Consider the following 20766-nt stretch of genomic DNA (forward strand, 5'->3'; position numbering starts at 1 on the left):
TAGTTTAAATACTAATATTATTTAAGCTAAACTTAGAAAGTCTTTATTGAGCTTTCTAATTTTTCCTTGAAAATTTACGCTAATTAAATTGCCTTCAATGGCAAGTATTTTTCCACTACCAAATAATTTATGATTTACTACATTTCCTACTTTAAATTCATTAGTAGAATTATTTATAGTAGTATTGCTAGTATTTTTATACATAATTTCATTTACAAAAATACTTGGATTTGTATAATCATATTGTAAATAGAATTTATGTTTTGCCCTTGTCATCGCTACATAAGCTAATCTTCGCTCTTCTTCAATATCAAAAATGCCCATAAAAGTGCAAGGCATTTTGCCACCATCACAATCAATTAAAAATACATATTCAAATTCTAATCCTTTACTAGCGTGAATAGTCATAAGATTAATTGCGTTATTATTTTCTTTTATTATTTGTTCTTGTAAGATGATTTTATTTAAAAAATTAGTAAGCTTAGCAATATCAGCATTAAAGCCGCATTCTCTTTTGATAATATCAAAAAATACCGAGCAGTTTTCAGCTCTTGATTTTGGATTATCAAATAAATTGTGAACTTCAAGAGAAGCTAATTTATTTAAAAATAAAGCGAATTTATCTTGAGTTGTAGTATAAAGCTCTATAAATTCTTTAATTTCAATATTTTTAAAACTATCTAAATTATCTTTTAAACTTTCAAATAAAGATGGTTTTTTAGATAAATTCTCTAATTTTTCTAAGGCTTTTTCGCCAAATTTTCTTTTAGGCATATTGATGATTTTTTTAAAGGCTAAGTTATCGTTAAAATCCACATAAAGTCTTAGATAATTTATGAGTAATTTAATTTCCGCTCTTTCAAAAAACGGAACAGAACCAATAACTTTATAAGGTATATTCTCACTAATTAATCTAGGCTCAATGAAATTTCCGCTCATATTCATTCTATATAAAACACAGATTTCATTGTGTTTTACGCCTTTTTCTATAAGACTTTTAATCTCGTAAATTACTTCATAATAATTTTCTAATTTAGTAATATCTATATCAAATTCATTATTTGTAAATAGCTCTTTTCCATATCTTGTTTTATTGTTTGCTATTAAGCTATTTGCGTGATTTAATATGGTTTTTGTGCTTCTATAATTTTCTTCTAATTTAATGATTTTTGCGTCTTGAAAATCATCAGAAAATCCTAATATATTTTGTATTCTTGCGTGGCGAAATGAGTAAATACTTTGATCATCATCTCCAACTACAACGATATTTTGATGAGCTTTACATAATAATTTTAATAATTTTAATTGAGCTAAATTAGTATCTTGATACTCATCTACCATTATGTATGAATATTGATTACTAATTTTTGTAGCTGTTGTTGGATTGTTTTTTAAAATATCGTGTGGAAGAATTATTAAATCATCAAAATCTATTAAATTATTGTATTCTAAAGTTTTTTCATAATCTAAATATATTTCGTGATTTTCATTTTCTAATTCAAATTCTAAGGTATTTTTAACCCTATCTATATAAGCCATAGCTTCGTTGGTTTTATTTCTTAAAAACTCTTTTTCATCTTTTAAGATTTCTTTATCTTTTTTATCCTTACTTAAAAAATTTATATCAGTTTTTCTAATTTTTTCTAAAACAAATTCTTTAATCATAGCCTTTTTATCATCAGTATCAATTAGTCTATAATTTTTTCTTCTTCTTCCATCTAATAATTCTATATATTCACTTAAAAACTCCATTCCAAAGCTATGAAATGTGCTTAAAATTGGTAAATTATTACTATAGCCTATTTCATTTAGCATTTTTATAGCTCTTTCTTTCATTGAAGCTGCAGCTTTATTTGTAAATGTAAGGCTTAAAATTGATTCAGGGCTAATTCCAACTTCACTTATTAAATAGACTAATCTGCTAATCATTGTTTGAGTTTTGCCAGTTCCAGCACCAGCTAAGATTAATAAACTTCCATCTACAAATGTAGCGGCTTGTTTTTGAGCAGGATTTAGTCTATCTAAATAATTCATTCGCAAAATTCCTTAACCATTTTAGCAATTTCATTAATTCCTAATTGCCAAAACTTATCACTATTTAAATCAAGTCCAAAAAGTCCTACCAATTCAGCCGGAGAGCGACTTCCACCACTTGCTAAAAATTCTGTATAAAGCTCTACGAAATTAGCACATTTTCCACTCTTATAAAGCCCAAATAATGCTAAAACTAATAATTGTGCGTAAGAATACGCGTAGCAGTAAAACGGCGAATGAATAAAATGTGGGATATAGCTAAACCAATATTTGTATTTTTTGCGTAGTTTTACGCTACTACCAAACATTTTTTGCCCTTCAGCTAACCATAAGTCGCAAAACTCATCAACACTTAATTCACCTTCGTGATTATGTAGAGCGATTTCATAATTTGTAAAATTAATTTGTCTAAAAAATGTTGCGAATATATCTTCAATTTTACTTGCCAAAAGTGCTTTTTTATCCTTAGGGCTAAGCGTATCTTTAATAGCGTCATAAACTAGCATTTCAGCAAAAACACTAGCAGTTTCAGCTGTAGTTAGCGGAGTATTTGCATTAAAATACCCTAGATTTTCTCCTGCTAGACTTTGATGGATTAAATGCCCTAATTCGTGTGCTAAAGTGAATAAATCTCTTCTATTATTTGTATGATTTAGCATTACAAATGGTTGAGGATTTATGCCATAGCTAAATGCTCCACTACGCTTATTTTTAGCAGGATATACATCAAGAGCTTTATTATCAAGTGCTTTTTGCATAAGTTCAGCAAATTTTGGGCTAAATTTATTAAAAGTATCTTTTACAACTTTACAAGATTTCTCAAAATCCCAATCATTGCTAATATCATCATAAAGTGGAGCGTATCTATCATAGTCTTTTAATTCTTTAAGACCTAGAATTTCACGCTTTTTATTGTAATAATTTTCTACTAAATGATAATTATTTTCGGCTGCTTTTATTAGGCTTTTTACACTTTCATCTTCAATTTGATTACTCAAATTCCTTGCTTGCATAGGATTTTCATAGCCCCTTAGCTCACATTCACTTAAGTGATTATTCTTAATCATATTAAAAATAAAACATAGAGTTTTTATATTTTTCTTAAGTCCTTTTGTAAGCGCATCGGCTGCTCTTTTTCTTAAAGCTCTATCAGGGCTATAAAGTTTGCTTAATAGTTCTTCTTCGCTGATTTTTTTTAAATCAAGTTTAAAGGTAATATTACTTAAGTATTCATCAAATAATCTTGAAAATGCTTCTTTACCATTTATATTCATTTTCATAAATACTTGCTCGTTGCTTTTGCTTAATTGATATTTTTTAGCTTTTAGCCAATTATTTAGCATATATGAATATTTTTTACAATTATTTGCAATTTCTTTTGCGTTTTCTAATTCGCAAAACTCAATTTCAAAAAACACCAATTTACTTTCAATATTAGTGCAAATTGTGCTTATTTCTTGTAAAAACGCTCCATTTGCACTATCTTTTGCAAAATGTAAATACGCATAAGCTCCGGCACGGCTTAACTCATTATAAATGCTTTCTAATTTTGAAATTATATTTTCAAATTCTTTTTCATTTTTTAAATTATTTTCGTATTTTAAAGCAAAATCGTTTGCTTGATTTTCTAAATCTTTTAAAATTTTATATAACTCTTCTTTGTTTTTATAAATTATGCTTAAATCCCATTCCATTTTATACCCTACTTAAATCTATTTTAGTATCAGAACAAATTGCAGAAAATAGCACATCAGTAGAGCTATTTAAAGCGGTTTCAACACTATCTTGAATAACTCCAATTATAAAGCCAACCCCAACTACTTGCATAGCAATATCATCATTTATCCCAAATAATGAACACGCTAAAGGAACAAGTAAAAGTGAGCCACCAGCAACCCCACTAGCTCCACAAGCAGCAAATGCAGCTAAAAAGCTAAGTAGTATAGCGTTTGTAAAAGTAATATTAAGTCCTAATGTATGAACTGCAGCAAGTGCTAAAACAGAAATAGTAACAGCAGCTCCAGCCATATTAATTGTAGCACCTAGTGGAATTGATACTCCATATAATTCTTTATCAACATTAATTTTTGAACATAGTGCCATATTTACAGGAATATTTGCAGCTGAACTTCTTGTAAAAAACGCATAAATTGCAGAGTGTTTTATACAAACCCAAACTAATGGATAAGGATTTTTCTTAGTAACTACAAATACTATTAATGGATTGATTATAAATGTTACAAATAGCATAGTCCCAACTAATACTAATAGTAATAAAACATAATCAGCTAAAGTTTCTACACCAGTTTTAGCAACACTTGTGCTTACTAGACCAAAAATACCAATAGGAGCTAGACGAACTATGAAAGCAACAATTTTAATAGTGCCTTCATTAATATCTATAAATACTTTTTTTACTTCTTTTGAGCAAGTTTTAAGTGCAATTCCAGCAGCTATAGCCCAAGTTAAAATTCCAATATAATTTCCATTAGCTAATGCACTTACTGGATTTTCTATCATTTTAAATAATAAATCTTTAAATACCATAGCAACACTACTTGGCGGGGTTAAATCAATATTATTTGGTATTTCTAATATAAGTTTTGTAGGAAATAAAAAGCTAGCAACAACACCACAAACAGAAGCTAAGAAAGTTCCTATTAAATATAAAATTATTACTTGTTTTATTTTTTTAGTTCCATTTCCATATTCTCTAGTAGAGATTGCACTAAGAACTAAAATAAATACTAATATCGGAGCAATTGCTTTTAGAGCACCTATAAAAAAATCTCCTAATAAAGAAGTATAATCAGTAAAACTAGGAATACAAATTCCAACAAAAACACCTACAACAATACCAATCATAATTTTTATAATTAAATTAGTACTTTTATATCTTTTAATCATTGAACTTAAGACGCTCATAATATCTCCTTAAAAAGGCAAAAATATAGCAAATCTCTCTTACAAAACATTAACTATAAAGGCTAAAATTAGGCAAAATTTAATTATTAAAGGATAATAAATGTATTTATTTACAAGTGAAGTAGTAAGTGCAGGACACCCTGATAAATGTGCTGATATCATTGCTGATAGCATTGTTGATTTGCATATAAATTATGATAAAAATGCTCGCGTTGCTAGTGAGGTTTTTGTCGCTGGAAAGAATGTAATAATTGGTGGAGAGATTAAATCTAATTTAAAGGTTAGTGAAAGTGAATATGAAGAAGTAGTTAAAAACGCTTTAATTAAAATAGGTTATAAAGAAAATTCTCATTTTAGCAAGGCTGAATGCTTACACCCAAGTGATGTTAAAGTGCAAGTGTTATTAAACGAGCAAAGTAATGATATTAATCAAGGCGTTGATAAAAGTGATGGAGAAATGGGAGCGGGTGATCAAGGTATGATGTTTGGCTTTGCAAGTAGCGAAGCACCTGAATTTATGCCTGCTGCGATTTTTTATGCGAGAATGATTTGTAATAAAGTATATGAATATGCTCTAAATAATCCACATGAATTTGGAGTTGATATTAAAACTCAAGTTACAATTGACTATGAGAGCAAGGAAAATTATGAAAATTGTAAGCCTAAAAAAATCCATACAATAGTAGTTTCAGCTCCAAGCGTAAGTAGCCTAAGTCTTGATGAAGTTCGCTCAAAAATTATGAATTTAATTTGTAATTCAGGCTTACCAAAAGAGCTATTTAATAAAGATGATTGCATTATTTATATTAATCCAACAGGAAGATATGTAAATCACTCAAGCCTTCACGATAGTGGCTTAACGGGAAGGAAATTAATAGTAGATAGTTTTGGTGGATATAGCCCAATAGGAGGAGGTGCACAAAGCTCAAAAGATTACACAAAAGTTGATAGAAGTGGGCTTTATGCAGCTAGATATGTAGCAAAAAATATAGTTGCAAGTGGCTTAGCTAAAAAATGTATAGTGCAAATTAGCTATGCAATAGGAATTGCAAAACCAATTAGCGTAAATGTTGATTGTATGGGGACAAATGCAAGTGTTGATGATAATATTTTAAGTGCATTTGTTGAAAGAAATTTTGCATTAACTCCTAGATGGATTAAAGAAAAATTTAGATTAGATGAGCCTAGTAAAGCTGGATTTTCTTATGCTGATGTTGCGACTTACGGGCAAGTTGGAGTTGCAAGTTATCCTTGGGAGCAGCTTGATAGTGTTGAATTATTTAAGAGTTTATTAAAATGAAAATAGGAATTATTGGACTTGGAGCCGTTGGTTCGGCTGCAAGTTTTATGCTAAGTAGTCAAAATATAGCAAACGAGCTTTATTTATACGATATTAAAGATGGCTTAGCAAACGCAAGTAAGATTGATTTAGAAGATAGTCTTGAAAATACCAATTCAAATTCTAAAATTTTTGCTGTTAGCAAGATAGAAGAATTAGTAAAATGTGACCTTATTGTCTTAGCATATACAACTTGTATCGAGCCTGATAGAACGCTTGAACTTAAGGCTAATTATGAACCTTTAAAAGAAATTATTAATGCCTTAAAGGGCTTTAATGGTATATATTTAATAGCTACAAATCCAAATGATAGCATTGTTTATTACGCTCAAAAATTAAGCGGCTTAGATGCTTTTAAAGTAATTGGCACAGGCACAACGCTTGATAGTGCAAGGCTTAAGATTGAAATTGCTAATAAATTAGGAATTTCTTATAAAAATATAAATGCTTTTATGTTAGCAGAGCACGGAGATACGCAGTTTTTTTATAAGAGCAATGCCTTTGTGGGTGGTAAAAATATTAATGAGTTTAACCTTAATTTAGATGAGATTGAAAACAGAGTTCGCTTTAAGGGTGGAGAGATTTTTAAAGTAAAAGGTAAAACAGAATTTGGAATAGGAAGTGTAATTACAAGAATTATTAAAGCTATTAAAGATGATGAGAATTTAATCACACCTATTAGTTTTACTCAAGATAATTTAGCTTATTCAAGATTGGTTGTAGTAGGTAAGGGTGGTATTAAAAAAGTTCTTGAATTAGACTTAAATAAAGATGAAAAAGAAAAACTTGAAATCTCAAAAAATTATATTTTAAAGACTATTAATTCTATTAAATAATTAGTGAAGAGTTAAATCTCTTCATTGTTTATATATACATTAAAACTTTTTGGCTTGCTAATCTTTTTGATGGCTTCTTGCATAATGAAATTATTTGTATTTTTTGTTATATATAAAGTTTTATTTTTATAAGAAAAATCACAAATTTCGTTTTCTTTAGCCTTATTTAAAGCATTACAAAATGCTAGAATAAAATTAAGCCAAGATATGGTATTTTCATCTGGCAATAATTTTTTTAATTTTAAATTCTCATAATTTATTTTTTTGCCGTGTTGTTCTATTATAGTTGCTATTAGTGCTTTATCTTCGTGTTTGATACAAAAATTTAGACCACTTAAAACACAATAAGCACTATGTTTATGGTTTGAATAATAACTAAGCAATAAACCTGTTTCAATGAGTTTTGCTGCATATGTTAAATGTTTTAGATATTTTTTATCAACATAATGAATTTCATTTAAAGTATTAAATAATCTTGTAACATTACTAACTAGTGAGCCTGATTTGTATTTAATTAGTCTATCTTCAAGACTTTTTAAGCTCGGATTAAAATTGGCTGGAAACCCTTTGTGGTGTTTAAATAAGTCTTTTAAAAATATTCCTTCTCTAACTCCAGCACCACTTGTAATTATTTGCTTAATTTTTAATTTTTTAATTATTTTATAAAAGACTAAAGCACCCATTTTAATGGTATCGTGTCTTTCTTTTTTAATTCCTAGCGAGCTAAGTTCTGAATTTTTGCAATTGATAATTTTTTCTATAAATTCACTTTCTTCATCTACTTGATAAGAAAAAGCATGAACCTGACTTAAAGGATAATTATTTTTTTCCATAATAGCATTGCTAATAGCTCTTAATGAGCCACCTATTGTAATTAAGATAGAAGCTTTAAAATCATCAGGGATTTGCTCTAAATAATTATCTATATATTTTTCTAATTTATTAAATTTGTCTTTAAATAAGTCTTTTAATCTCACCGTTCCAAGGTCAAGCGAGAAAGTTTTAACTACTTTTGTATTTTCACACAAACACAATTCAGCACTACCACCACCAATATCTAAACAAATTGATTTTTCATCTAATTTAGGTAGTAAATTAATAGCTCCAAAACCACTTAAATATGCTTCTTCCATTCCACTTAAAGTTTTGATATTGAGTTTTAAATCTTTTTTTAATAGGTTAATTAAATCAGCTTTATTTTTTGCATCTCTTAGAGCTGATGTTCCTATGCAAAATATTTTATTACACTTAAAATTAAGCGCTTGAGTTTTAAAATATTTTATTATTTCGTAAGCTTTTTTGATTTGTTTTTCTACCAATACATTATCTTGTTCATAAGCACCTTGTGCCAAACGAAATTTAACTTTTTGTTCGTTTAATATATAAAAACCATATCTTGAAGTTTTTTCATATATTGCCATCCTAATTCCGTTTGAACCTAAATCAATAATTGCAGTTTTTTTTGCCATATTTCTTCTCTTAATTTTTTTTGATTTTCATAGAAAAAATAGCCCTTGTTCCTTGCATATCTTTTCTATTTTCTAATGATACTTCAGCTTTTAGTGCGGTTGCAGCTGATTTTGATAAATAAAGTCCTAATCCAACGCCTTCTTTATCTCCAAATCTTTTAAATGGTGCAAAATAATCTTTATCTTCACTAATTCCACAACCCATATCATCTACATATAGATAAAAAGTCATATTATTGATGAAAGTTGTAATTGTTATTGTTGTATTTGGTTGAGAAAATTTAAATGCGTTTTGAATAAAATTTTGTAAAATTTGTGAGAATAAGGTTTTTTGTATTTTTATCTTTAATTCATTTGGGTTTAGATTAAGTTCTATTTTTTGTCCTGTTTTTGAGCCTAATAGGCTAAAATTTTTGCTTTCTTGTCTAATAAAATCAATTAAGTCTATTTCATTTGGCTCTTCAAATTGCGCACCTTCTAATCTGCCAATTTTAAGAATTTCATTTATGATTTTATTGATATTATCTATGCTATCATTAGAGTTTTTAATGGTTTGAATATAATATTCACTATCTCTTGATTTAATTAGCGTTACATCGTTTTTAGCTTTTATAACTGCTAAAGGAGTTTTTAATTCGTGAGCAATTCCTATAAATAGTTCTTTTTGAGACATATTATAGTTTTGAATTCTAGTAATTAAGTGATTAATACTACTTATGATTTCTTTAAACTCTAATGGATAGTTTTTATAATCTAATCTATTTGTAAAGTTATCATCAAACCTACTAACTTTAACGCTTAATTCTTTTAGGTGCATTGATAATATTCTTGATAAAAATAATGAATAAAAAATAATCAAACTAATAGCAATAATAATTATTAAAAATAAAGATATAAAAATAGTATCAAGAATTTTAATTGATTGACTTATATCTTTTTTCAATATTATATAATCCCCAAATTCATTGTAAGGATATGTTAAAATCAAGACTTTTTTATCATTTTCATTGATTATTTGAAAGTTTGGTTTCATAGTTTTTTTATCTAAATGAATTATTTTATAGTCTTTAAAAATAATAAAGTTTGAACTATTATTCACTTCAATAATACTAATAGCATTTTTGATTAAATTATCAAATTCATTTTGCATTATATTAATTTTTAGAATTTGATACGACAGAACTGAAAAAATAACAACTAGCACCGTAATAGTAGATGCTAGTTGCAAGAAAAATTTATTTCTTATGCTTTTTTGGGAAAGCAAAATCTATAGCCTCTTCTTCTTATTGTTTCAATAGTTGAGATACCTAAAGGCTTATCCATTTTTTGCCTAATTTGATTGATTGCAACTTCAATTACATTAGGAGTTACAAGTTCAGGTTCTTCCCAAATTGCATCTAATAATTGTTCTTTTGATACTATTTGATCAGAGTGTCTTGCAAGATGGGTTAATACTTCAAAAGGTTTACCTTTTAATTCAATTTCTTTACCTTTATAAGTAATTTTTTCTTCATCTGGGTCTATTTCTAAATTATCAATTTTAATTGTATTTGACCCACCAAATCTAAGTCTTGCTTCAATTCTAGCTAATAATACATTAAAATCAAAAGGTTTTTTAATGTAATCATCAGCACCTGCTTTTAAAGCGCTTATTTCACTTTCTTTATCATCTTTTGCAGATAAAATTATGATTGAAGTTCTTGAAGATTTATGTTTTACAACATGTATTAAGTCAGTGCCATCACCATCAGGAAGCATCCAATCTGTCAATACTAAATCGTAGTTTCTAATACCGATATAATATTCAGCATCTTTACAATTTTCGCACGCATCTATTTGATAGCCATATTCAGTTAAACCTTCGGCTAGTGTCTTGTTTAAAGATATTTCATCTTCCACTACTAAAATACGCATTTTTTTTCCTTAAAGTAAAATTAAGGTTATGCTAACACAATTTAAGCAAATATTCAAGTTTTTTTAAAGTTATTTTAATATTTTTTTTTGTATTTAGCACTAAGTTTTGTATTTTTCATAATCTCTAATTTAATAATCTCAATTTTTATTTTTTTTAGTTGTGGAAATTTGATTTTTATTTTTTTTGCTAGTTTTTTATTAGCTTTTTCTAAGGTAAAGAATTTTTTTGATTTTAAATATTTTTTTGATAATTTAGTTACTTTAGCATAGTCTAAAAAACTATCAGCTTTTGCATTTATTTTTAGGCTTATTGTTTGCTTTTCTAATCTTTCAAATTCCAATAAGCCTATTATACATTTAAATTTTGTTTTTATTTTTATATGACTTTGCATTCGTCTTTAAAAATCAATCTAATAATATTTGGTATATGTTTATAGAACACAAAAAATAATATTAAATATATTGGTGCGTGAGAATTAATACTAATATTAGGGTATAAAAATTCTGCACTAATTACTCCAATACTAAATCCTATTAATGATGCTAAGCTAGATATTTTAAATACTTTTCCGATTATTAGCCAAAAAATAAGACCTATAATTACAGAATAAGGAACTAATAGTATTAAAGCTCCAGCCCCACTAGCTACGCCTTTACCGCCATTAAAGCTTAAAAATATGCTATAGCAATGTCCTATAACACTAAGAACTGCCATAGCCCAAATTGTTGCTTCACTTATATCTAAAAACATAGCAATACAAATTGGAAGCATAGCTTTTAAAAAATCACTTAACATAGTAGCTATTGCTAATTTTTTAGCCAATTTTGGATTAACTTGTTTTACAACTCTTAATACATTTGTAGCTCCTATGCTTTTTGAACCTTGAGATTTAATATCAACATTCGCAAATTTTTTAGCATATATTAATCCAAAAGGAATTGAGCCTATTAAATAGGCTATTAGCATACAAATTAAATTATTATTTGTAAACAAGTCAATTATGAATGTAATAAAATTCATATCTTAATCTCTTTTATATAGGCTTAATTGATTTTTAAGCTCTACTAAAGTTTCTTCTACTCTTCTGCTTGCAAATTCTTGGATTTTTTTAGCATCTTCTTGGTCTGGTAAAATCTCTAAACAATATCTGTAAGCATTTTGATACACAATTAAAACAACTAATTTAAATTTTAAATTAAACTCAACTGCTTCATTTGAATGAGGCATATGTAAACAAATGTAAGATGATAAAATATCACCTCTTTTAAATCCTACATCTTCATTAGAAACAACACCAATTCCACCCTCTGAAATATCAAATAATTTTCCATTAGCAACCCTTCCATCTTCATGAGTTAGTGCTATTTTAGTAAATTCATTAGGATGCACTCTAGGATATGCTCTTTTTAATGCGTGCATATATGGTTGGCTTTCAAAATTATTTAAAGTTACCGTGCAATTTACAATATTAACAGATAAAATATTTGCTTTAATATTTTTTTGCAAATATTGATTTTGAACTATATAAGCACAATCTTCTTCTTTCATAGCTAAAATTTGCATTAAATCAACTTTTACAACTATACTCGCATCTTCAACTTGTAAAATTTCTCCGTAAGTTCTAACAGGAACACCATTATAAAGATTTAAAAATTCTAATTTTTCTCCTACAGAATACATTTTTTTAAATGTATCTATAAAATTCTCGTGTATAAAAAATCCACCAGAACTACTTGCCGAAAATACATTAATTGAACTTTGTGCAGTCGTAGAATCGTGACAAATTGTGCAAAAAATTGAACCATATCTTTCTAATGCAAAGGCGAGATTAACAACTAATTTATTGTTTAATCCATTATTCATAATATGCTTAGAAAAATCTATATAAGTTTTTAATAAAAATTCAAAAAAGCAAGCTCTATCAAAGTCTTTTGTCTTGGCTAATTCCTTACCTCTTTCTATACTAAAATCTTTTGTTAGTAACATAGAAAATAATTCTTCGTAAGCATCTTCACAATTTTTTGATAAAATTTTGCCTTCGCTTCTATAATAAGCTTGTATGTTATTAATAAATTTGTGTGTATATTTTTCAAAATAATTAATACTAGAATTAACTAGTTCGTCTCTTCCTTCAAAACTCATGTTTTTGTTTCCTTTTAAACTAAAAATAGCATTAGTGTAGCAAAAAAAATAAATTTTTAAATAAAAATTAATGATTTTTTGATAGTATTCGCTTTTTACAACTCATTTAAGCTTATTTAAATCTTTAAATTTCTAATATTTAAAGTGCTTGATGGGACTTACTAAATTACAAAGGATGAATTATGTATGCTATTTTTAAACATAGCGGTAAGCAGTACAAAGTAAGTGTTGGCGACGAATTAAAGTTAGATCGCTTTGAAGCAGAGAAAAAGTCTATCGTAGAAGTTACAGATGTTTTAGCTGTTAACGATAAAGAATTAAAAATCGGTACCCCTTTTGTTAGTGGAGCGAAAGTTGTTCTTGAAGTTATCAACGAAGGAAAAGATAAAAAAGTTGTAATTTTTAAGAAAAGAAGAAGAAAAGACTCTAAATTAAAAAGAGGTTTTAGAAGACAATTTACTCGCGTAGTAGTAAAAGAAATTAAAGCGTAAGGAGAAATACAATGGCACACAAGAAAGGTCAAGGTTCAACTCAAAATAATAGAGATTCTATAGGTAGACGTTTAGGTGTTAAAAAATTTGGTGGAGAATTTGTAAGAGCTGGAAATATTATTATTCGCCAAAGAGGAACAGCAACTCACGCAGGAGCAAATGTTGGTATGGGAAGAGATCATACTATTTTTGCTTTAGTTGATGGTTTTGTTAAATTTGAAAGAAAAGACAAAAACCGCAAAAAAGTTTCTGTATATCCTGCAGTATAATTTAAATTAAAAGGAGCTTAGGTAATGTTTGTTGATAGTATAAAAATTAGGCTGAGCTCTGGTAACGGCGGAGCGGGTGCTAGCTCATTTCGCCGTGAAAAACATGTACCACTAGGTGGTCCTGATGGCGGCGATGGCGGTCGTGGTGGCGATGTAGTGGTTATTTGTGATAATAATCTTCATACTTTAGCACATTTTAAAGGCAAAACACATTTAAAAGCTAGTAATGGTGATTGTGGATTACCTAGAAATAAAAGTGGTAAAAAAGGTGAGAATTTAGAAATAAAGGTTCCAATAGGTACTCAAATTATTGATATTAATACCAATGAAATCTTACATGACTTTACGAGTTTAGGAGAGCAAATAGTCTTACTAAATGGTGGTTTAGGTGGCCTTGGAAATAGACATTTTAAAAGTTCTGTTAATCAAAGACCTACATACGCTCAACCTGGCAAAAAAGGAGAAAGTCTAGAAGTAAGACTTGAATTAAAATTAATTGCTGATGTTGGATTAGTTGGATATCCTAATGTTGGAAAATCTACTTTAATTAGTATAGTAAGTAATGCTAAGCCAGAAATCGCTGATTATGAATTTACAACTCTTACTCCAAAATTAGGTGTTGTAGATATTAATGATTACTCGTTTGTAATGGCTGATATACCAGGAATTATAGAAGGTGCTAGCGAAGGAAAAGGTTTAGGATATGAGTTCTTAAAACACATATCAAGGTCAAAATGCTTATTATTTATGCTAGATAGTTTTAAAGAAATGAGCATTAAAGAACAATTTATTAATTTATACAAAGAACTTGAAGCTTATGGCTTGAATGATTTTAAATTTGCAGTTGCAATCACAAGATGTGATGTGGCTAAAGAGAATTTAATTCAAGAATTAGAACTTTTAAATGAGTATTTAAAAAGATATGATAATTTAGTTTTTGTTACAAAAATATCTTCAGTTACTAATGATGGTATTAAAGAGTTAAAATTATCTTTATCAAAAATGTTATTTGAATAACATATCTTAATTTTTAGGTGTATCATGAAAAAAAATGTAGTATTTATGGGCACGCCCGAATTTTCGGCATTTATTTTAGAAGAGCTTAGTAAATTTCATAATGTAAGTCTAGTTTTAACCCAAACAGATAAAGAAGTTGGAAGAAAAAAAATATTAACTCCAAGTCCGGTAAAAGAGATTGCGTTAAAACTAAACTTAGAATTAGCACAACCAAAAAGCTTAAGAAATAATGAAGAGATTAGAAATTTAATTAGCAATAAAAAACCAGATTTTATAATAGTTGCAGCTTATGGAAAAATACTGCCAAAAGAGATTTTAGACATAGCACCTTGTATTAATACTCACGCTAGTTTACTTCCTTATTATAGAGGAGCTTCACCTATACAAAGTGCTATTTTAAATGGTGATATTGTAAGTGGAGTTACACTTATGAATATGGATATAGGTCTTGATACTGGAGATATTTTATATCAACAAGAATTAAATATTAAGGATTTAAATTCTCCACAAGTATTTGAAAAAATGTCTAAATTATCAGCAAAAATGCTTTTAGAATTTTTAGAAAATCCAAATTATTTTCAACCTATTAAACAAGATGATTCAAAGGTAACTCATACAAAAATTATCAAAAAACAAGATGGTTTAATTGAGCTAAATAATGCTAAAGAAATATACCAAAAATATTTAGCATTTTATGATTGGCCTAATATATTTTTAGAAAATGGTTTAAAGCTAAATGAACTTGAATTGAATGAATGTGAAAGTGATAATAAAGAAGGGCTTATAAAAGAAATAGGTAAAAATTATTTAATTTTAACTTGTAAAAAAGGCAGCTTAAAAGTTTATAAATTACAAGATGCAGGTAAAAAGTCTTTAGATGCTAATGTATATTTAAATGGTAAAAGGTTAAAACAAGGAGATAGCATTGTATAATCTAGCTTTTTGTAATTGTATAAGTTCAACTCAAGTTGAGCTTATAAATGCTATTAGAAATGGTTTTAAAGAACACGCATTTGCATTGGCTACGCTTAAACAAACTAACGGAATTGGCTCTTGTAATAGAAATTGGATTAGCGATAATACCGATTCATTTGGCAATATAAATTCTAAGATTAATAATCAGTATTTTAAAGATATAGATTTTATATTTTTTGATGAATATAATAAATTTAATTTAGATATAAAAAATAATTTATATTTATCTTTTTTTAATGATAATTTACCAGATGATTTACCTATTCAATCAGCTAGTATATATTATTCTATGATAATGAAAATAGTCTTAAAAGAATTTGGTTCAAAAGTTTTTATCAAATGGCCTAATGATTTTTATTTAGATAATAAAAAAATTGGAGGGCTAATTACTGCAAAAATAAAAAATAAATTAGTTTGCGGTATTGGTATAAACATAACTACAGCACCAGTAGATGCTAATATTTTAGATATAGATATTTCATATTCAACATTACTTAAAACTTTTTTTGATAGAATAAATCTTAATATTTCTTGGAAAGAAATTTTTGATTATTATAAGAGTGATTTTGAATTAAGTAGATCGTTTTATTTTAAAAATGATGATAATACTTATTCATTAAATGATGTAAAATTATATGAAGATGGTTCTATTTTAGTAGATAACAAAAGGATATATAGTTTAAGATGAGTGAAATTATAACAATAGCTAATCAAAAGGGTGGGGTAGGTAAAACAACAACGGCAGTGAATTTAGCAGCTTCTCTTGCGGTAGCTGAAAAAAGTGTTTTACTAATAGATATGGATCCACAAGGTAATGCTACCACAGGCTACGGATTTAAAAGAAGTGATTTTGAATTTAATATATATCATGTATTAAGTGGTAAAAAAACATTAGATGAGATTATTTTAAAGACAAGTTTGAATAAACTAGACCTTGCTCCATCAAATATTGTTCTTACTAATTTTGAGCAAGAATTAGGAACAGGTGTAAATAATAAACAAATTTTAAGAAAAGCTTTAAAAGATGTTGTAAATAGATATGATTATATAATAATAGATTCGCCACCTGCATTAGGAAATATCACGATTAATGCACTTGCAGCAAGCACTGATGTAATAATCCCGATTCAATGTGAATATTTAGCATTAGAAGGTTTGGCACATATTTTAAGGACGATTCATAATATAAGAGAAGCAATAAATCCGAAGTTAAGAATAAGGGGAATTTTACCTACTATGTATAGCCCACAGAATAATCTTTCAAAGGATACGGTTGCCGAACTTAAAAAGCATTTAAGTGGCAAGTTATTTAGAAAAGATGGAGAGATAGTAATAATTCCAAGAAATGTAAAACTAGCAGAAAGTCCAAGTTTTGGAAAACCTATAATATTGTATGATATAAAATCTCCAGGTTGTGTTGCTTATCAAAGCTTAGCACATTCTTTAATAGGATAGAAAATGGCAAAAAAATCTTTAGGTTCAGATTTTAGTAGTATTTTAGATGATATATCTTTAGCTTATGATGATGAGTTAAGTGGAGTTTTTAGAAGTGATTTAGATACTATAAGAGATATTAGTATAGATGATATAACTCCAAATCCATATCAGCCAAGAAAAAGTTTTAATGAAGATAGTATAAATGAACTTGCTAATTCCATTAAAAATCATGGATTATTACAACCAATTGTTGTAATAGATGCTGATGAGCTTTGTGAAAAGGCAATGGAAAATGGAGAAAATTTAGAAAAAGTAACTAAATATTTTTTAATTGCTGGTGAGAGAAGATTGAGGGCTATTAAAGCTTTAGGTGAAACAAAAATTAAAGCAATTATTGCAAATATAGATTCAAGTAAAACAAGAGAATTAGCTTTACTTGAAAATATTCAAAGAGAAGATTTAAATCCTATTGAACTTGCTTTAGCTTATAAAGAGTTAATGAGAGTTAGAAAAATTACTCAAGAAGAATTAGCGCATAGTATTCAAAAAAGTAGAGCAAATATAGCAAATACTTTAAGATTACTTACTCTTAGTGAAGATACTCAAAAATTAATTATTGATGGCAAATTAAGTGCAGGTCATGCTAAAGTAATAGCAGGTCAAAAAGAAGATGAAAAGATTTTAGTAAATACAATTATTGGTCAAAAATTAAATGTTAGAGATTGTGAAAAACTAGCAAATAAACTCAAGGGTAAAAATACAAATAACATAATTGATGATAGTTTGTTAAAAAAATTAAAAGAATTTAAAATAGATTTTAAAATACAAAATGGCAAACTTATATTTAATTTAAATCAAGAAAATACTAAAAATTTTGTTGAAAATGCTATAAAAAACTTATAATTTAAATATTATTTGATTTTTTTATGTTAATATAAAGTTTTATCAAAATAAGGAGAATGTATGTTTGATGACTTAGATCTTAAAATGATGTTATTAACAGCTATGTTGTTTTTAATGTTGCTTTGGATTTTAGATTACATCTTATACAAACCATTGCTAACCTTTATGAAAAATAGAGATGATGGTATAAAAGAAGATGAAGCTAGAATACAGCAAAATAACACAGACGCTAGTAATAATGAAACATTAATTGCTAAGATTTATGCTGATGCAAGAGCTAAAGCTCAAGCCATCAAAAGCGAGCAAGTTGCCGTAGCAAAAGAGCAAGCAAGCAAAGCTATAGCAGAAAAAAAGGCTAGTCTTGATTTAGACTATCAGAAATTTTTAACTGAACTTGAAGCAAAAAAAATTCAGTTTAAAAATGAGTTGAAAGCTGATTTGTTTCAGTGTGAAAATGCTTTAAGAGCAAGTATAGAAAAAATTTAAGGTTGCTTTATGAACAGATTAATATGGATTTTATTACCTACTTATTTGTTGGCTAGTGATACAGATATTTTCTATAGAACTATAAATTTTGTAATTTTTGCTGTTATGATGTATTTATTACTTGCTAAGACAATTAAAAAGATATATTGTGATAGAATTGATAATATTAAAAATAGATTAGTATCAATAGAAAAAAGCTTAGATGAGGCTAAAAAAAATAAAGAAGAAGCAATTAAAAAAATAGAGATAGCTAATAATGAGGCTGATAAGCTAATAGAATTAGCTAAAGAACAAGCTATAAAATTAAATGAAAATATTTTAAAAGATGCTAATAATGAGATAGAAAATATGAAAAAATCTTATGAAGAGCAAAAAATATTTGAAGAGAAAAAGGCTAAAGAAGAAGTTGTCAATGAACTTATAGAAGAGCTTTTAAATACTAATGTTAATTTAAAACAATCTGATTTATTAGATATTGTTTCAAGGAAAGTTAGCTAATGGAAAAGTATGTAAATATAATAATGCAAAGAAAAGATAGGGAAGAATTTATATCTTGTTTTGAGATTTTAAAAGAAGCCTTTAAAGATAAAAAAACATTAGTGATAATAAATGCAGTTGGCATTAGCTTAGATAAAAAGATAGAGTTTTTAGTGAGTTTATCTAATACAAACAAAAAAGAAATTATTAATTTTTTAAAGGTATTAGGAGTAAATAATAAACTTGATAAAGTTCCAGTTGTTTATGATGGATTAGTTAAAAAATTAGCTTTAGAAAATAATATTTATTATGCTGATATTTATTCTAAAGAAAAAATTAGTGATAATGATATATTAAAGCACGAAAAAGAATTATCAAATTATTTTAAAAAAGAAATAAAACTAAAAAATATAATTCATGATAAAAATGAAATAAAGATTTATATTGAAGACTTAGGATATGAAATAATAGTATCAGAAACTTCATTAAAAGATAAAATCAAACAGCATATAATGAAAGCAATTTAAGAGGAGTAACAGTGAGTTTTAACGCAAATGAAATTAGCTCAATTATTAAAGAAAGAATTGAGAATTTTAATTTAAATTTAGAAATTGAAGAAACTGGTAAAGTTATTTCAATAGCTGATGGTGTTGCTAATGTTTTTGGATTAAAAAATGTTATGGCAGGAGAAATGGTTGAATTTGAAAATGGCGAAAAAGGTATGGCATTAAACCTTGAAGAAAATAGTGTTGGTGTTGTAGTTTTAGGAAGTTTTTCAAATATTAAAGAAGGTAGCTCTGTTAAAAGATTAAAACAATTATTAAAAGTTCCAGTTGGTGAAGAATTAATTGGTCGTGTTGTTAATGCTTTAGGAGAGCCAATCGACGCAAAAGGTGTTATAAATACTACAAAAACTGCATTTGTTGAAGAAAAAGCTAAAGGTATTATGGCTAGAAAAAGCGTTCATGAACCATTACAAACAGGTATTAAAGCAATTGATGCCCTTGTTCCAATTGGTCGCGGTCAAAGAGAGTTGATTATTGGAGATAGACAAACAGGTAAAACAACCGTAGCAGTAGATACTATAATTAATCAAAAAGGTCAAAATGTTGTATGTATTTATGTAGCTATTGGACAAAAACAAAGCACTGTTGCGCAAGTTGTTAAAAAACTTGAAGAACATGGGGCTATGGATTATACAATAGTAGTAAGTGCAACTGCGAGTGATTCAGCGGCTCTTCAATACCTTGCTCCTTATACAGGCGTTACAATGGGTGAGTACTTTAGAGACAATAGCAAACATGCTTTAATAGTATATGATGATTTAAGTAAGCACGCAGTAGCTTATCGTGAAATGAGCTTGATTTTACGCCGTCCTCCAGGTCGTGAAGCTTATCCAGGCGATGTATTCTATCTACATTCAAGATTATTAGAAAGAGCTTCAAAATTAAGTGATGCTTTAGGTGCAGGTTCGTTAACAGCTTTACCTATTATTGAAACTCAAGCAGGAGATGTTTCAGCATATATTCCAACTAATGTTATTTCAATTACAGATGGACAAATATTCTTAGAAACAGATTTATTTAACTCAGGTATTCGTCCTGCTATTAACGTAGGTTTATCAGTGTCTAGGGTAGGTGGTTCTGCTCAAATTAAAGCTACAAAACAAGTATCAGGAACATTAAGATTAGACCTTGCGCAATATCGTGAATTACAAGCATTTGCACAATTTGCAAGTGATTTAGATGAGAGTTCAAGAAAACAATTAGAGCGTGGTCAAAGAATGGTTGAAGTATTAAAACAACCTCCATATAGCCCATTAGCTATTGAAAAGCAAATAGTTCTAATTTATGCAGGTACTAGAGGATTTTTAGATGATATTGCTGTAGATAAGATTACTAAATTTGAAAATGATTTATATGCTTATATTGAAACAAAGTCTCCTGAGATTTTTGAGCAAATTAGAGTTAAAAAAGCTTTAGATAGTGATTTAGAAGATAAGATTAAAAATTTATTAAATGAGTTTAAAGCAACACAAGCGTAGGTTTTGT

At 27.6% G+C, this 20766-nt stretch carries 22 protein-coding genes; 13 read left to right on the forward strand and 9 right to left on the reverse strand.

Annotated elements, in window-relative coordinates:
* Window positions 1-21: 21 nt before the first annotated feature.
* Genes AVBRAN12654_RS02630 through sstT form a run of 3 tightly spaced genes read right to left on the reverse strand, consistent with a single transcriptional unit; the run spans window position 22 to window position 4959 of the window.
* Window positions 22-2034, reverse strand: coding sequence for an ATP-dependent helicase (locus tag AVBRAN12654_RS02630; protein WP_336608405.1), 2013 nt, complete (start codon window positions 2032-2034; stop codon window positions 22-24).
* A complete protein-coding gene (locus tag AVBRAN12654_RS02635) occupies window positions 2031-3728 on the reverse strand; it encodes a M3 family oligoendopeptidase (protein ID WP_336613882.1) in 1698 nt (565 codons plus the stop codon). The genes AVBRAN12654_RS02630 and AVBRAN12654_RS02635 overlap by 4 nt, the downstream gene beginning before the upstream one ends.
* 1 nt (window position 3729) lies before the next feature.
* Window positions 3730-4959: a serine/threonine transporter SstT gene (gene sstT / locus AVBRAN12654_RS02640; protein WP_214149693.1), complete on the reverse strand. Its 1230-nt coding sequence runs from the start codon at window positions 4957-4959 to the stop codon at window positions 3730-3732.
* A 100-nt stretch (window positions 4960-5059) separates the two neighbouring features.
* Between sstT and metK the strand changes: the two genes are divergently transcribed.
* Together metK and AVBRAN12654_RS02650 are read left to right on the forward strand one after the other, a co-directional pair.
* Window positions 5060-6259: a methionine adenosyltransferase gene (gene metK / locus AVBRAN12654_RS02645; RefSeq protein ID WP_214117391.1), complete on the forward strand. Its 1200-nt coding sequence runs from the start codon at window positions 5060-5062 to the stop codon at window positions 6257-6259.
* A complete protein-coding gene (locus AVBRAN12654_RS02650) occupies window positions 6256-7134 on the forward strand; it encodes a lactate/malate family dehydrogenase (protein WP_336613883.1) in 879 nt (292 codons plus the stop codon). Before metK ends, AVBRAN12654_RS02650 begins: the two co-directional genes overlap by 4 nt.
* 11 nt (window positions 7135-7145) lie before the next feature.
* On the opposite strand, the gene AVBRAN12654_RS02655 is transcribed toward AVBRAN12654_RS02650, so the two are convergent.
* From AVBRAN12654_RS02655 to AVBRAN12654_RS02680, 6 genes are all read right to left on the reverse strand, one after another.
* On the reverse strand, window positions 7146-8603 hold the full coding sequence (locus AVBRAN12654_RS02655) for a Ppx/GppA phosphatase family protein (RefSeq protein ID WP_214149695.1): 1458 nt from the start codon (window positions 8601-8603) through the stop codon (window positions 7146-7148).
* 10 nt (window positions 8604-8613) lie between these two features.
* A complete protein-coding gene (locus AVBRAN12654_RS02660; RefSeq protein WP_336609498.1) occupies window positions 8614-9831 on the reverse strand; it encodes a sensor histidine kinase in 1218 nt (405 codons plus the stop codon).
* A gap of 14 nt (window positions 9832-9845) precedes the next feature.
* On the reverse strand, window positions 9846-10517 hold the full coding sequence (hsrA, locus tag AVBRAN12654_RS02665; RefSeq protein ID WP_214117387.1) for a response regulator transcription factor: 672 nt from the start codon (window positions 10515-10517) through the stop codon (window positions 9846-9848).
* Between the two features lie 74 nt (window positions 10518-10591).
* Entirely contained in the window at window positions 10592-10909 is a 318-nt protein-coding gene (locus tag AVBRAN12654_RS02670; RefSeq protein WP_214117386.1) for a dihydroneopterin aldolase, read from the reverse strand.
* Window positions 10894-11538, reverse strand: coding sequence for a glycerol-3-phosphate 1-O-acyltransferase PlsY (gene plsY, locus AVBRAN12654_RS02675; protein ID WP_214120244.1), 645 nt, complete (start codon window positions 11536-11538; stop codon window positions 10894-10896). Before plsY ends, AVBRAN12654_RS02670 begins: the two co-directional genes overlap by 16 nt.
* Before the next feature lie 3 nt (window positions 11539-11541).
* Window positions 11542-12660, reverse strand: a complete 1119-nt coding sequence (locus tag AVBRAN12654_RS02680; RefSeq protein ID WP_214120243.1) for a PilZ domain-containing protein — start codon at window positions 12658-12660, stop codon at window positions 11542-11544.
* A 182-nt stretch (window positions 12661-12842) separates the two neighbouring features.
* On the opposite strand from AVBRAN12654_RS02680, the gene rplU reads away from it, so the two are divergent.
* From rplU to atpA, 11 genes are read left to right on the forward strand one after another with little or no spacing between them, the layout of a single operon-like run.
* Window positions 12843-13151 (forward strand): 50S ribosomal protein L21, encoded by a 309-nt coding sequence (gene rplU, locus AVBRAN12654_RS02685; RefSeq protein ID WP_214117383.1) that lies wholly within the window; start codon window positions 12843-12845, stop codon window positions 13149-13151.
* An 11-nt stretch (window positions 13152-13162) separates the two neighbouring features.
* Window positions 13163-13420, forward strand: a complete 258-nt coding sequence (rpmA, locus tag AVBRAN12654_RS02690) for a 50S ribosomal protein L27 (RefSeq protein WP_214117382.1) — start codon at window positions 13163-13165, stop codon at window positions 13418-13420.
* 24 nt (window positions 13421-13444) lie between these two features.
* Window positions 13445-14437 carry a GTPase ObgE gene (gene obgE / locus AVBRAN12654_RS02695; RefSeq protein ID WP_214149696.1) on the forward strand — a complete coding sequence of 331 codons (993 nt, stop codon included), beginning with the start codon at window positions 13445-13447 and terminating at the stop codon, window positions 14435-14437.
* A 24-nt stretch (window positions 14438-14461) separates the two neighbouring features.
* Window positions 14462-15370: a methionyl-tRNA formyltransferase gene (gene fmt / locus AVBRAN12654_RS02700; RefSeq protein ID WP_336613884.1), complete on the forward strand. Its 909-nt coding sequence runs from the start codon at window positions 14462-14464 to the stop codon at window positions 15368-15370.
* A complete protein-coding gene (locus AVBRAN12654_RS02705) occupies window positions 15363-16100 on the forward strand; it encodes a biotin--[acetyl-CoA-carboxylase] ligase (protein WP_336613885.1) in 738 nt (245 codons plus the stop codon). Before fmt ends, AVBRAN12654_RS02705 begins: the two co-directional genes overlap by 8 nt.
* The gene (locus AVBRAN12654_RS02710) at window positions 16097-16867 is read left to right on the forward strand and encodes a ParA family protein (RefSeq protein ID WP_214117378.1); all 771 of its coding nucleotides are present in this window, start codon (window positions 16097-16099) and stop codon (window positions 16865-16867) included. The genes AVBRAN12654_RS02705 and AVBRAN12654_RS02710 overlap by 4 nt, the downstream gene beginning before the upstream one ends.
* Window positions 16868-16870: 3 nt before the next feature.
* Complete coding sequence (locus AVBRAN12654_RS02715; protein WP_214117377.1) at window positions 16871-17752, forward strand: ParB/RepB/Spo0J family partition protein; 882 nt, start codon at window positions 16871-16873, stop codon at window positions 17750-17752.
* Window positions 17753-17812: 60 nt separating this feature from the next.
* Window positions 17813-18238: a F0F1 ATP synthase subunit B family protein gene (locus AVBRAN12654_RS02720; protein WP_214120240.1), complete on the forward strand. Its 426-nt coding sequence runs from the start codon at window positions 17813-17815 to the stop codon at window positions 18236-18238.
* A 9-nt stretch (window positions 18239-18247) separates the two neighbouring features.
* On the forward strand, window positions 18248-18736 hold the full coding sequence (locus tag AVBRAN12654_RS02725) for a F0F1 ATP synthase subunit B family protein (RefSeq protein WP_214117375.1): 489 nt from the start codon (window positions 18248-18250) through the stop codon (window positions 18734-18736).
* Window positions 18736-19242, forward strand: a complete 507-nt coding sequence (locus tag AVBRAN12654_RS02730; RefSeq protein WP_214117374.1) for a F0F1 ATP synthase subunit delta — start codon at window positions 18736-18738, stop codon at window positions 19240-19242. The genes AVBRAN12654_RS02725 and AVBRAN12654_RS02730 overlap by 1 nt, the downstream gene beginning before the upstream one ends.
* An 11-nt stretch (window positions 19243-19253) precedes the next feature.
* Complete coding sequence (gene atpA / locus AVBRAN12654_RS02735; RefSeq protein ID WP_214117373.1) at window positions 19254-20759, forward strand: F0F1 ATP synthase subunit alpha; 1506 nt, start codon at window positions 19254-19256, stop codon at window positions 20757-20759.
* Window positions 20760-20766 lie beyond the last annotated feature (7 nt).

The organism is Campylobacter sp. RM12654, from assembly GCF_020137585.1.
Taxonomy (GTDB): domain Bacteria; phylum Campylobacterota; class Campylobacteria; order Campylobacterales; family Campylobacteraceae; genus Campylobacter_E.

Bases quoted from the DNA above. Each gene is read 5' to 3' on its own strand.
- metK (WP_214117391.1), top strand. From the start codon at position 5,060: ATGTATTTATTTACAAGTGAAGTAGTAAGTGCAGGACACCCTGATAAA.
- AVBRAN12654_RS02715 (WP_214117377.1), top strand. From the start codon at position 16,871: ATGGCAAAAAAATCTTTAGGTTCAGATTTTAGTAGTATTTTAGATGAT.
- AVBRAN12654_RS02720 (WP_214120240.1), top strand. From the start codon at position 17,813: ATGTTTGATGACTTAGATCTTAAAATGATGTTATTAACAGCTATGTTG.
- obgE (WP_214149696.1), top strand. From the start codon at position 13,445: ATGTTTGTTGATAGTATAAAAATTAGGCTGAGCTCTGGTAACGGCGGA.
- AVBRAN12654_RS02680 (WP_214120243.1), bottom strand. From the start codon at position 12,660: ATGAGTTTTGAAGGAAGAGACGAACTAGTTAATTCTAGTATTAATTAT.
- AVBRAN12654_RS02730 (WP_214117374.1), top strand. From the start codon at position 18,736: ATGGAAAAGTATGTAAATATAATAATGCAAAGAAAAGATAGGGAAGAA.
- AVBRAN12654_RS02725 (WP_214117375.1), top strand. From the start codon at position 18,248: ATGAACAGATTAATATGGATTTTATTACCTACTTATTTGTTGGCTAGT.
- AVBRAN12654_RS02655 (WP_214149695.1), bottom strand. From the start codon at position 8,603: ATGGCAAAAAAAACTGCAATTATTGATTTAGGTTCAAACGGAATTAGG.
- fmt (WP_336613884.1), top strand. From the start codon at position 14,462: ATGAAAAAAAATGTAGTATTTATGGGCACGCCCGAATTTTCGGCATTT.
- plsY (WP_214120244.1), bottom strand. From the start codon at position 11,538: ATGAATTTTATTACATTCATAATTGACTTGTTTACAAATAATAATTTA.
- AVBRAN12654_RS02710 (WP_214117378.1), top strand. From the start codon at position 16,097: ATGAGTGAAATTATAACAATAGCTAATCAAAAGGGTGGGGTAGGTAAA.
- hsrA (WP_214117387.1), bottom strand. From the start codon at position 10,517: ATGCGTATTTTAGTAGTGGAAGATGAAATATCTTTAAACAAGACACTA.
- sstT (WP_214149693.1), bottom strand. From the start codon at position 4,959: ATGAGCGTCTTAAGTTCAATGATTAAAAGATATAAAAGTACTAATTTA.
- AVBRAN12654_RS02635 (WP_336613882.1), bottom strand. From the start codon at position 3,728: ATGGAATGGGATTTAAGCATAATTTATAAAAACAAAGAAGAGTTATAT.
- AVBRAN12654_RS02670 (WP_214117386.1), bottom strand. From the start codon at position 10,909: ATGCAAAGTCATATAAAAATAAAAACAAAATTTAAATGTATAATAGGC.
- AVBRAN12654_RS02650 (WP_336613883.1), top strand. From the start codon at position 6,256: ATGAAAATAGGAATTATTGGACTTGGAGCCGTTGGTTCGGCTGCAAGT.
- AVBRAN12654_RS02630 (WP_336608405.1), bottom strand. From the start codon at position 2,034: ATGAATTATTTAGATAGACTAAATCCTGCTCAAAAACAAGCCGCTACA.
- rpmA (WP_214117382.1), top strand. From the start codon at position 13,163: ATGGCACACAAGAAAGGTCAAGGTTCAACTCAAAATAATAGAGATTCT.
- rplU (WP_214117383.1), top strand. From the start codon at position 12,843: ATGTATGCTATTTTTAAACATAGCGGTAAGCAGTACAAAGTAAGTGTT.